At 43.7% G+C, this 3758-nt stretch carries 4 protein-coding genes; 1 reads left to right on the top strand and 3 read right to left on the bottom strand.

The features are described 5' to 3' along the window. Window positions 1–368: 368 nt before the first annotated feature. The 3 genes from PX482_RS04135 to petJ form a co-directional block, all read right to left on the bottom strand. Complete coding sequence (locus tag PX482_RS04135; protein WP_002762121.1) at window positions 369–617, bottom strand: hypothetical protein; 249 nt, start codon at window positions 615–617, stop codon at window positions 369–371. Window positions 618–935: 318 nt separating this feature from the next. Then, window positions 936–2615 (bottom strand): DUF3352 domain-containing protein, encoded by a 1680-nt coding sequence (locus tag PX482_RS04140; protein ID WP_288122093.1) that lies wholly within the window; start codon window positions 2613–2615, stop codon window positions 936–938. Window positions 2616–2731: 116 nt separating this feature from the next. Then, window positions 2732–3052 carry a cytochrome c6 PetJ gene (gene petJ / locus PX482_RS04145; protein WP_002732729.1) on the bottom strand — a complete coding sequence of 107 codons (321 nt, stop codon included), beginning with the start codon at window positions 3050–3052 and terminating at the stop codon, window positions 2732–2734. A gap of 192 nt (window positions 3053–3244) precedes the next feature. On the opposite strand from petJ, the gene petE reads away from it, so the two are divergent. Next, window positions 3245–3622, top strand: a complete 378-nt coding sequence (gene petE / locus PX482_RS04150; protein WP_002762125.1) for a plastocyanin — start codon at window positions 3245–3247, stop codon at window positions 3620–3622. Window positions 3623–3758 lie beyond the last annotated feature (136 nt).

Consider the following 3758-nt stretch of genomic DNA (forward strand, 5'->3'; position numbering starts at 1 on the left):
CAATTGTCTATCTTTTGGTATTAACCTATTTGTGCCTTAAGTCCTTTCCTGTATGAATTTCAGCTACTTTTGAGCGTAGTTGCTCTCATCGAATTTTATTTTAAGTTAATTATTTGCATAACAATTCCCGAAGAGCCAATGTTTCTTACCTTGTTAATAGTACATCAAAAAAATACGAATTAGATGAACTTAAAAAACTTGTCACCATGTTTCCTCAGTTTAAAAAACTAGCTGAACAGCGTATAGAAGCCATCCGAGAAAGAAAAGAACGAGAAGAAAGATACATAGAAGAAAGAGAAAGAGAAGAACGAGAAGAACGAGAAGAAAGAGACAGAAATAGAATGGTGGTCAAACCAAGGAACAATGTATTATTGATGAAATTCTTCCATCAGTTCTTGTAAACGTTCTTGTTGCTGTTTGCTGAATAAATTATCAGGACGGAAACGCTGTAAAATCACTAATGTCTCACCCATATTTTCACCTTCAGCAGTTAAACTTGTTTCCATAAGATCCAGTGCTTGACCTGGAGTCAAACCACTTGTTTCTTGGTTGCCACAAATTGCTTTATATGTCAAGGTTTTTCCTGCAAATTCTGGAACAATTGTGATAGTAGTCATGGTTTAAACAGTAAAGCGAATTTTGCAAGCTCATCCAAAATAATTTGGCTTTTCCATACTTGTTATGCACTTTAACATACTAACCGTAGGTTGACTTGAGCAATAATAACTTTTGTCTGTCAAATATTAGCGACGCTTGAGGGAAACCCAACCACACCAATGTCGTCAAGAATGTTGGGTTTCGCTCAAACCATTGAATCGAGAAGGTTTCCCCTAAGTATTAAAGCGCTCAACCCAACCTACAAGCTGTCAAATTTCTCCTAAGTATTAAATCGCTCAACCAAACCTACAAGCTTCTATCTGATAACTGATAACTGATTAAGATTTCACTCCCAAGTTAAAGAAAATCGTTCCCCGACGCACAGAATTTTCGCTACCTTGGCTGCTAATAGTAAGAGAACGCAGATTATTAAATAAAGGCTTAATCGATAATTCTAACACCCGCACGATCGGGAATTTTGCCTCGATTACCGGTTGCAATTGTCGCCAATCGACGTAAAAATAACCATCATTTTCTGCGGGTAAAGCAGTAATTGCCTGTCGAAACTTACCACTACTTAAGATGGGGTTTTTCTGTGCAGATAAAGCTAAACCCATCGCTTCCACAGAACTAGCGATAATTTCATAATTATCGACCCTAGTATGCACTCCCGTCACGAGCGTCTCTAGTTGCGCTTTTCCTCCCGGGACCGCCGTGGTTAACTTTGTCCAAGCTGTCACCGATCGATCGAGTAAAGGCAGATTAATCACATTATAGCCGCGACTGCGGGCCAACTCATCCAAATGAGAGATCGCACTGTCCACCTCTACCCCCATCACCCGTTCCCCTACAAAAACACTATCGGGTTCCATCCCCTTTGAACTAGGCACGAGAGCGAGGCTATATTCGCCTCTAACCCAGCTAAAAACGTCTTCAGGCAAATTTAAACCTAAAGGCGACTGGAAGCGGTTTAAGACCTGTGTTATTAATTCCTGTAGGGGACTATCTGCTTCTAACCCCTCCTCTACCTGAGTCCAAAACCGATTTAAATCCCGACTAGCGGCGACTAAAAGGCTATTTTCGCCGATAAAAGATAATGCTCCCACGGGACTAGATAAAATTGGTGCTTGGTCATCCTGTCCTAAGACTCCAATTAAGGCGGTTTGAGCGACTATTCCCCCGGATTTGAGGGTAAAAGCCGTGGCTAATCGTTGTTTTGCTTCGGGACTCTCCGGGACGGGTTGATTAGCTATCCAAGCCGATAACGGGGGTAAATTGCCGTAAACGATAGCTATACGCGGTTCGGTGATATTTTTGAGGGCTTCTCGGTAATCGGGGCTATTTTTTAGGTTTAAATCCGGTACTTGCACGTTATTAAGTGCCTCGCGCAAAACCTTGATATTATTGGCAAAAAGCACCGTATCACCCACCACGGCACTAGCGAGAAAACGATTATTATCTCCTGCGGTCAAGGGACGTTGATAAATGAGGTTAACTCCCTTGTAGAGTTCAAAAACGAGGTCAAATTTGCCCGAAACCGCCTGTTTTGAGTAGGAAGCTTGCAGAAATTCCTTAGCGCGTTCACCATCTTTACTTTGAATTGCCAAAAGATAACCCGGTTGGATACCATTATCGGTATCGCGATCGAAATCTAGGGAAGTAACAGCGAGGGTAATTTCTTCCCCTAACCAGGGTTTGATTTCCTTTTGATAATTTAATCCCGTTTTACCGAGCAGACTTTTTTCTAAATCCTTAATTTCTTGGTGGGAACGTCGTCGATTAGCCGGTGTAGCGATTAATTGACCAAAAGACTCTAAACGTTCGGGATTGACCAGCAAGGATACCATAACCGGGGCCTGTTTCGGCACAAAAATCGCCGCCGCCGGTTCCCGCAGCACCCCACCTTTGAGCAAAGACAGAGGACTATCGGCGAGAATCCAAGCAAAACTGGCTGTAGCGACTACTAGGAGAATGATTACCGTCGCACCTAAAATATAGAAAAACGATCGCAATTTCACAACCTTGTCCCGAGATGAACCATTAGCTATTTTAAGCCAGCAAATGACCCAAGAATTTCGATCGCTACAATTCTTACCAGACTGACAACGGATAACTCGCCACCGATAACTAACTTTTACCAGCCTTTTTCCGCTTGAGCGAGGACATAGTTAGCTACAGCTTCGATATCTTCAGCGCTGAGACGACCACCGAAAGCGGGCATCGCCCCCATACCTTTGGTAACTTGGGTAACGATAGCTTCAACGGAATCTTTGCCGTATTTAACTAAATCTTCTTTTTTCAGGGTTTTAGCGGCATTAACCACGTTTTTACCGCCCATGTGGCAGGAAGCGCAGTTAGCACTGAAAATCGAAGCCCCATCAGCTAAAGCGGGACGAGCCATACCGAAAGTAACCACAGCCAAGAGCAAGCACAGGGAAATTAATAGTCTTTTCACGATAGGTTCTCCTCTATTTCTTAAGAAATTCCCCAACCATGGTCAGAAAAAACCGGTTTTCTTGTCAAAAGACAAGCTGTCAAACTTGGTGTAGAATTAATCAATGGGACAGTTAAAAGCAAACTTTTACTTTTTTGTCAAAAGACAGGCTGTCAAACTTGTCATCTTCCCTCGTGTAAAGGATTAACAAGCATGAAAAAATTAGGTTTATTGGTCGCTACCCTGGTGCTAGTCGTCTCTAGCTTCTTCTTCAACACTGCCGCCGCTGCTGCGGAAACCTTCACGGTGAAGATGGGCGGTGATGCAGGTACACTACAATTTGATCCCCCCGCCCTCACTATTAAAGCAGGAGATACGGTGAAATGGGTCAATAACAAACTTTCTCCCCATAACATAGTTTTCGATAGCACCAAGGTTCCCGAAGCCCAAGCTGCTAAATTATCCCATAAAGGTCTGGCTTTTTCCGCTGGTGAGTCCTTTGAAAGCACTTTCAGCGAACCGGGTACTTACACCTACTACTGCGAACCCCATCGCGGCGCCGGTATGGTCGGAACGATTACCGTTCAGTAATTATCCGATTTTAACCAAAAATAACTCGCGGTTAACTGCCGCGGGTTGTTTTTTTGGGGTGTGGGGTGTGGGGTGTGGGGTGTGGGGAAGTGGGGAAGTGGGGAAGTGGGGAAGTGGGGAAGTGGGGTGTGGGGTG

The sequence above is a fragment of the Microcystis sp. M53602_WE12 genome, from assembly GCF_030065455.1.
Classification (GTDB): Bacteria; Cyanobacteriota; Cyanobacteriia; order Cyanobacteriales; family Microcystaceae; genus Microcystis; species Microcystis aeruginosa.